This window comes from Alkalibacterium thalassium, assembly GCF_900101165.1.
Taxonomy (GTDB): Bacteria; Bacillota; Bacilli; order Lactobacillales; family Carnobacteriaceae_A; genus Alkalibacterium; species Alkalibacterium indicireducens.
In genome coordinates this window covers 1-6,801 of the sequence record NZ_FNFK01000082.1, presented here as the reverse complement: position 1 = coordinate 6,801, position 6,801 = coordinate 1, and the positions used below count along the sequence as shown (strand labels likewise).

At 41.8% G+C, this 6,801-nt stretch carries 8 protein-coding genes; 7 read left to right on the top strand and 1 reads right to left on the bottom strand.

Going from position 1 to position 6,801, the window contains the following annotated elements; genetic code table 11:
- Positions 1-196: hypothetical protein (locus BLR76_RS10870; RefSeq protein WP_143009251.1), on the bottom strand; the 196-nt coding region annotated here is incomplete at its 3' end.
- 176 nt (positions 197-372) lie between these two features.
- On the opposite strand from BLR76_RS10870, the gene BLR76_RS10865 reads away from it, so the two are divergent.
- The 7 genes from BLR76_RS10865 (at position 373) to BLR76_RS10835 (ending at position 6,723) form a co-directional block, all read left to right on the top strand.
- Positions 373-702 carry a four-helix bundle copper-binding protein gene (locus BLR76_RS10865; protein ID WP_091268859.1) on the top strand — a complete coding sequence of 110 codons (330 nt, stop codon included), beginning with the start codon at positions 373-375 and terminating at the stop codon, positions 700-702.
- Between the two features lie 333 nt (positions 703-1,035).
- Complete coding sequence (gene miaA / locus BLR76_RS10860; protein WP_091268857.1) at positions 1,036-2,010, top strand: tRNA (adenosine(37)-N6)-dimethylallyltransferase MiaA; 975 nt, start codon at positions 1,036-1,038, stop codon at positions 2,008-2,010.
- Positions 2,011-3,246, top strand: coding sequence for a GTPase HflX (gene hflX, locus BLR76_RS10855; protein WP_091268855.1), 1,236 nt, complete (start codon positions 2,011-2,013; stop codon positions 3,244-3,246).
- A gap of 633 nt (positions 3,247-3,879) precedes the next feature.
- A complete protein-coding gene (locus BLR76_RS10850; protein WP_091268853.1) occupies positions 3,880-4,098 on the top strand; it encodes a diguanylate cyclase domain-containing protein in 219 nt (72 codons plus the stop codon).
- A gap of 9 nt (positions 4,099-4,107) precedes the next feature.
- Positions 4,108-4,860, top strand: coding sequence for a prepilin peptidase (locus tag BLR76_RS10845; RefSeq protein ID WP_091268851.1), 753 nt, complete (start codon positions 4,108-4,110; stop codon positions 4,858-4,860).
- Between the two features lie 54 nt (positions 4,861-4,914).
- A complete protein-coding gene (locus BLR76_RS10840; protein ID WP_091268849.1) occupies positions 4,915-5,358 on the top strand; it encodes a hypothetical protein in 444 nt (147 codons plus the stop codon).
- Positions 5,359-5,469: 111 nt separating this feature from the next.
- Positions 5,470-6,723 carry a tetratricopeptide repeat protein gene (locus tag BLR76_RS10835; RefSeq protein WP_091268847.1) on the top strand — a complete coding sequence of 418 codons (1,254 nt, stop codon included), beginning with the start codon at positions 5,470-5,472 and terminating at the stop codon, positions 6,721-6,723.
- The last annotated feature ends 78 nt before the right edge of the window (positions 6,724-6,801 follow it).

Genomic DNA, 6,801 nt, shown 5'->3' with positions numbered 1-6,801 from the left:
GTTCAATCTTTACAACTTTCGGTGGGTCATCAAGGGTCAATTTGTTGTAATCAAGCTTTGTGATATCGGTCCCTTTAGGTGGTCGATCACCCGCATCTTCAAGCCAAGTAATATAATCGTTTAAAAGTTGAATTAAACTGTTTTGCCACTTGATTTTATTAACTAAATACATGATAATCTGAAGTAGATTAGGCATCTCTTTTCACTCCTTAAGTGATGAATGTTTGTTTTTAGTGAACTTCATTTTATCAGATTAAGGGGGGAAGAGGTGCCTTTTTGTATTTTAATTGATAGAGCAACGATAGTTGCATTAAAACAACACGAAAAAACAAAAAAATTGGTAATTACTCTGATACAGGAGGAGGGGAGAAGATGGATGAGAAATTAAAAAAAGTGATGGATGCGACATATGAATGCATGCAGGCATGTAATAACTGCTTTGACGCCTGCCTGAAAGAAGAACACCTTGATATGATGAGAGAGTGTATCCGTCTGGACCGTGAGTGTGCAGATATCTGCCAGATGGTTCTGTCTTTCAGTGGAAGAGAAGGGTCTTTGAGAAACGACCTGGTTTCACTATGCGGAACGATCTGTCAGGCCTGCGGAAAAGAATGTGAGCAGCACGATCATGACCACTGTCAGGAATGTGCAAAAGCCTGCTTTGCCTGTGCTGATGCCTGCAGAAGTTTTGTGAATGCCTAACCGATAATGACCGGAGCAGAAGAAAGTCTATAAATGAGGCTTCCTTTTACTCTGGTTTTTTATATGGACTTGAGTTTATCAGTACTTTTCAATGTGAACTCTATTTTTTCCTGGTAAACTGTAGTTCATCCATCTTCTTACCCTCTGAACTATACTTGATTTCAGATGAGTTTAATTCAGTGCTTTTTCTAGTGCTGAACTACCTTTTTGATCATTCTTTAGTATAGTTCAAAAGAAACAATCCCCATAAACTCCATCCATTCAATAGTCCATTTTATTTCACTATAAAAGCTTTATTCAGCAATGGACTCCTTTTAAATTTTCCTCTGACGTATGCTATACTTGAATCACAACAGATCGCGGAGGAATAGTGTGAAAGATAAGATAATTGTGATCGTCGGACCGACAGCAGTGGGAAAAACGGCGTTAAGTATTGAACTGGCAAAAACATTCAATGGTGAACTGATCAACGGAGATTCGATGCAGGTCTACAAAGGTCTGGACATCGGTACGGCAAAAGTAACTGAAGAGGAAGCGGAAGGTCTTCCGCATCATCTGATCGATATCAAAGACCCTATAGACCCTTTTAGTGTGTCGGATTTTAAAGAAGCCGCATCTCAGAAAATAAGAGAGATCACCAAAAGAGGCAAGCTTCCGATCATTATAGGAGGGACCGGCTTATATATCGAATCTCTTCTGTTTGATATCAGTCATGGCGGTGAAGCGAAACCGAATCAGGCATTCAGAGACGAAATGGACAGGCTGGCCCGTGAATATGGTAGAGAATCTTTGCACGAGAAGCTTAGGGAAAAGGATCCTGCTTCGGCTGAACAGATTCATCCAAACAATGTCAGACGCGTGATTAGAGCGCTTGAAGTGATTCACGAAACAGGTCAGCCCTTTTCCAAATATCAGTCGGAAAAAAAGAAAGAACCCTTGTACGATGCATTTGTCATTGGTTTGACTACGGACAGAGCTGTACTCTACGACAGAATCAATCGACGGGTGGATCTGATGATAGAGTCCGGTCTGCTCGATGAAGCGGAAGAGCTGATCAGGCGTGTACCAGAAGATGCTCAGAGTTTGAAAGGGATCGGCTACAAAGAACTGATTCCGTATATTGAAGGAAGTATGCCGCTAGAAGAAGCAGTCGATATGATCAAGCAGCATTCCAGAAACTATGCCAAGCGGCAGTTGACCTGGTTCAGAAATCGCTTTGAGATAGATCAGTGGGCTGATCTCATTGAACATCCCGAAATGATCGATACATTAAACATGCAGATAAAAGACCATATAGGAAGTGATTAAATGGAACAAGAACAGACATATGAAAAAGTCATCATCGTCGGCATAGAAAAGCAGAATGAAGAAGATACCTTCCGTTATTCATTCGATGAGCTTGAGCAGCTTGTTGAAAATGCCGGAGGAAAAGTCGTTGCTAGACTGTCTCAGAAAAGAGAACGGATCGATCATAAAACAGTAATCGGAAAAGGAAAAGTTAATGAACTGAAGCATCTGACAGATGAACTGGAAGCCCAGACGATTGTATTCAACCAGGAACTCTCACCCAGTCACGTAAGAAATATTCAGGAAGAAGTTGACGCTAAAGTCATTGACCGGATCCAAGTTATTCTTGATATTTTTGCCCTTAGAGCCCAGAGTAAGGAAGGGCGACTGCAGGTCGAACTGGCACAACTGGCTTATATTCTGCCTAGATTGGCTGGTCAGGGAGAAAACATGTCCCGTCTAGGTGCAGGAATCGGAACAAGAGGTCCAGGGGAAACGAAACTGGAAACTGACCGCCGACACATTCAGAGACAGATGACAGAGATACGTAAGGAACTGAAGAAAATTGCGGCTCACCGTGAGCGCAGCCGGGAACAGCGTAAAAACAGTAACGTGTTTCAGATTGGTCTGATCGGATACACAAATGCCGGTAAATCAACGCTTTTAAACCAGCTGACTCAAGCGGAGACGTATGAAAAAGATCAGCTGTTTGCGACACTCGATCCGTTGACCAGGAAAAGTGAGCTCCCCTCAGGCATGCAGATTACACTGACGGATACGGTCGGATTTATCCAGGAGCTGCCCACTCAGCTGATCGAAGCTTTCAAGTCGACACTCGAAGAATCCAAGCAAGTGGATATGCTATTACATGTCGTTGATGCATCTGCAGAAAATATCATAGCCCATGAGGAAACGGTTATGGAACTGCTTGATGAACTGGGCATGAACCTGATCCCGATGCTGACGGTATACAACAAAAAAGATTTGCTGGAATCCCCTGCGCAAACTACGCTCTTTCCGAACTGCACGATTTCAGCACGCGATCCTGAAGATGTCGAAATATTGAGACATGCAATTGAAAAGGAAATCAAAAAACAGATGGTCCATTATCAGCTCAGTATTCCCAGCGAACGTGGAGACTGGCTGGTTGAGCTGAGACAGAACACACTGCTCGAACGACAGCTCTTTGATGAGGAAAATCAGATTTATGCGGTTGAAGGCTATGCGAAAAAAGGTTCTAGATGGGTTCAGGATTAAATAGTCAACATCTTTATTTGTTCCTATCAGAATAGAATAATAAAAACCCATTTTTTGCCAGTTAAAGGCAGAATATGGGTTTTTTGATCATTTTTCACTAAAAGTAAGAAACTGTTCAATCTTTATATTTATTGAGAAACCGACAAATATCGCTTGTTATTTAATGATACAACACTCTTGATTATAAAAAGAATGTTTATCTAGATATTTAATGATAAAAGTATGATAAACTATCTATACCTAGTTATATAAAAGACGTATTAAACTGCATAATTATAGAGCTGCTGAGCTGATTATATAAATGGAGCACAGAATCGTATGATAATCATTCCTAGATGGGGCACTGAAATTATGAAGGGACAAGTGAATAACTCGTTTTATGTCGAATATTTATTTACGTGAATTGCGCTGGCATCTTGTTTATTGCAACTAAAAACTGTTTCAAGCCACACCATACATTTATTCAATCGTAAGTGATCCTCTTAAGTTTCCAGACGATTAGAATGAAAAAGCTACGGCTAATGGCTGGGTTCAGAAACTGAAAAACAAGCTGTTTTCATCTAGAGGGAAGAAAACTGAGCGGATACAGGTAATAGAGAAGAAAATGAGTTGAATCAAGTCAAATAGTTCGACATGCTTACAAAGCTTCCGAACAGAGTGAAACTAATGAAAGATTTCCAGGAACGCTTGTCTTTACATACGACAAGAGATGCTGACGTGGAAGTAGCCATATTTATGCTGGATATTGATCGATTCAGAATCATCAATGAGCTTCATGGGCGACAGGCAGGAGATTTGGTCTTAATAAAAATTACTGAGCGCCTTCGAACTCTTTTAGGTCTTACTACATAGGAGTAAATAATGGACATATTTTTTATAGTGGTTTTCTTTTTGTATGGCTTGATCTTCGGCTCGTTTTTCAACGTGGTGGGTCTACGAGTTCCTGCAAAGTCCCTTTTCAGTGAAAAACGGTCATATTGTGATACGTGTCAGCGGACACTTAGCTGGAAAGAGCTGATCCCGGTTTTTTCCTATATTATACAAAAAGGTAAGTGTCAAGGATGCCGTGAACACATCTCTCTAATCTACCCACTGATCGAACTGGCGACCGGCATATTATTTGCATTAAATTACTTTTTCTTCGGATTCACTAACCGAATGGTTCTGGGCCTCCTACTGATCAGTCTAATTATTCCGATAACTGTATCGGACATTGAATACAAACGGATACCAAATAAGCTCCTGATCTTTTTCAGTCCGCTGTTTCTGATCTACCGTCTGTTCTTTCCGCTTAACCCTATTTACATGTCAGGTATCGGAGCAGCCGTCGCCTTCATCCTCGTCCTGATAATTATCTTAGTCTCTAAAGGCGGCATGGGTGTTGGTGATCTGAAGTATTTTACCTTATTTGGTTTTGTTTTTGGATTATATCACTTTCTGTTGTTATTCTTCCTTTCTACTTTGTTCGGCAGTATAGGGGGGCTCATTACAATGAAGGTCAAACGCCTCGGCAGGAAGTCTCGTATCGCTTTCGGGCCATATATCGGGCTGGCGGCATTGACTGTCTTCTTCATTGGAGAACCACTGATCGGCTGGTATATTTCCTTGTTTTGAACAGTTTTTTAATAATTTATTTGACTGACTTGAAGACCTTCTGGAGGAATCATTATGTTATTTAAAGCCAAACCACACCTGTTCATGAGTGAGCAGGATACCCTCCTGAATGCTTACCCTCCGTCTGAACAAAATCTTAATGAGCTGGAAGAGGCTTATGCTGACTCGTTGCGCTTTATTCCTGAAGGTGAAACGATCAACGAAGCTATTGTTCTGATCCAGTCTGCGACAGAGTCAAATGACGTCACACTGCGTCAAATCTCACGCCTGAACGACGAGCAGCCTTTAGAAGGACTCAATGACCGTTATGTTCAAACGGTTTATCAGGTTGAATTCGAAAGCTCAGAAGCCTCTAATATTAGAGGTATGCTGGTCACCATGAATCAGCAGGACCGACTCTTAAACAGCTATCAGCTCTCCTATCAGAGAGAAAGCGAAGACGTGCTGAGCGGAAGCGTTCTAATTGACGTGTACTATCATACAGACAGTGTACAGTAACTTGAGAAACAGTTTGAACCCTTACCTGGTTTGAACTGTTTTTTGATATAGTAAATCAACCTTTAGATATGATAAGATATTAAAAAGAGACAGGAAAGAAGGGATGCCAGGATGTCGTACTCAAAAGAAATGATCGATGCACTTCAGAACGAAGAACTTGAAAAGGCAGAACATCTGCTGGATCAGGCAATTGCAGACGATTCGGATGAAGATTTGTTTGCATTAGTTGAAACATTATTCGATCTGGGATTTTTAAACGAAACGAAGCAGGTTGTTCAGCATCTGCTGACAGCACATCCCGATGAAGAGGGGCTGAAACTGACCTTGGCTGAGATAGCGATCGAAGAAGGCAATGAACTGGAAGCTTTTGAGTGGATCGAAAAAGTAGATAAGGACAGTCCATATTATGTCCAGGCGCTTCTGGTTTCAGCGGACTACTATCAAGTGCTGGACTTGCCTGAAGTAGCGAGACAGAAGCTTGAAGAAGCAAGAACTCTGCTGCCTGAAGAACCGGTGATCGATTTTGCACTGGGAGAACTGCTTTTTGCCAGTGGAAAGTATAAAGAAGCCATTACACATTACGAAAAACTGATCGTCAAGAACCATATTGAATTTGCCGGGACCAGTCTCAATGGGCGTCTGGGAAATGCTTATGCAGCGATTGGGGACTTGGATTCTGCTGTAGACTACTTAAAAGAAGCTGTTGAGCTGCAGGAGACGAGCGATCATCTTTTCCAGCTCGGTCTTGTGTATTTCCAGAAAAAGGATTACGATACGGCAAACAGTTATTTCTTTAAAGTGAAGGAACTGGACCCGAGTTATACGTCAGTCTACAGTTATCTGGCCAAAGGATTTCTTGAACTGGCTGATGAAAAACGTGCGCTGGAACAAGTGGAAGAAGGACTCTTTTACGACCGGCAGAATGCCTCCTTGTATGCGATGGGTGCAGAAGCAGCCAAGATTCTTGGAGATTTAGACAAGTCACGTCAGTTTTATCAGGAAGCAATCGGGCTTGACCCTGATAATATCACAATGATTCTGGAGTATGTGCAAGTCCTCTTCGGGCAGCAGGCTTTTGAAGAAGCACTTGCCGTGTTTGAACCGGTCCTTGAGAGCGGAGAAGAAGACCCGCAGCTGTTCTGGTATGCGGCCATTGCCTATAACGAAGAAGAAGCATTTGAAGAAGCCAGAGGATACTATGATAAAGCAGCTGTTTATCTGAGTGACAATGCTGACTTCCTGAAAGATTATGCCGTATTCCTTCGTGAAGATGGAGATAGAGCGGGCTTTATTAATACGGCCAGACGTTACCTTGAATTGAAACCGGATGATTTGGAAGTGCGTGAGTGGCTATGTGTAAAATAGTTGTCGGAAAGTAAAATAGTAGGGCAAGAAATTAAAGTAGACAAAAAGAAAGAAGACCCTTAATCTAGAGATAACCAC

Bases quoted from the DNA above. Each gene is read 5' to 3' on its own strand.
- BLR76_RS10865 (WP_091268859.1), top strand. From the start codon at position 373: ATGGATGAGAAATTAAAAAAAGTGATGGATGCGACATATGAATGCATG.
- miaA (WP_091268857.1), top strand. From the start codon at position 1,036: ATGCTATACTTGAATCACAACAGATCGCGGAGGAATAGTGTGAAAGAT.
- hflX (WP_091268855.1), top strand. From the start codon at position 2,011: ATGGAACAAGAACAGACATATGAAAAAGTCATCATCGTCGGCATAGAA.
- BLR76_RS10850 (WP_091268853.1), top strand. From the start codon at position 3,880: ATGCTTACAAAGCTTCCGAACAGAGTGAAACTAATGAAAGATTTCCAG.
- BLR76_RS10845 (WP_091268851.1), top strand. From the start codon at position 4,108: ATGGACATATTTTTTATAGTGGTTTTCTTTTTGTATGGCTTGATCTTC.
- BLR76_RS10840 (WP_091268849.1), top strand. From the start codon at position 4,915: ATGTTATTTAAAGCCAAACCACACCTGTTCATGAGTGAGCAGGATACC.
- BLR76_RS10835 (WP_091268847.1), top strand. From the start codon at position 5,470: ATGTCGTACTCAAAAGAAATGATCGATGCACTTCAGAACGAAGAACTT.